The sequence below is a fragment of the Frankia sp. CcWB2 genome (assembly GCF_977927585.1).
Genome location: NZ_CDWRCM010000086.1, coordinates 15,510 through 15,842 on the forward strand (window position 1 = coordinate 15,510; position 333 = coordinate 15,842).

The following is a 333-nucleotide window of genomic DNA, read 5'->3' on the forward strand; positions in this document are numbered from 1 at the left end:
CCCTGGCCTCGGCGGGTGCCGATCGCGTCGTCCGTCTCTGGGACATCAGCCACCCGCAGAATCCTCGCGCCCTCGCCGAACTGCCCCAGCCGGCGGAGGTCACCAGCCTCGCCTTCACGCCCGACGGCGACTCGCTCGCCGTCGGGGGGGCAGGCCATCTCTCCGTCTGGGATGTGACCGCTGCCGGGCAACCGCGCCGCCGGGCCCACCTGACCGCGGCCGCCACTGTCCGCAAGCTCCTCGCCAGCCCGGACGGCCGGTGGCTCGCTGTGGCGAGTACCTCCGACGGCGGCTCGTTGACGGAGATCTATGGGCTGGACAGCCCCCGGGGAC

The 333-nt window shown here is 73.9% G+C and carries 1 protein-coding gene; it reads left to right on the top strand.

All coding sequences use genetic code 11. The features are described from left to right. Nucleotides 1–333 (top strand): WD40 repeat domain-containing protein (locus ACY45C_RS11155; RefSeq protein ID WP_462187548.1); only part of this gene is annotated, 333 nt, incomplete at both ends.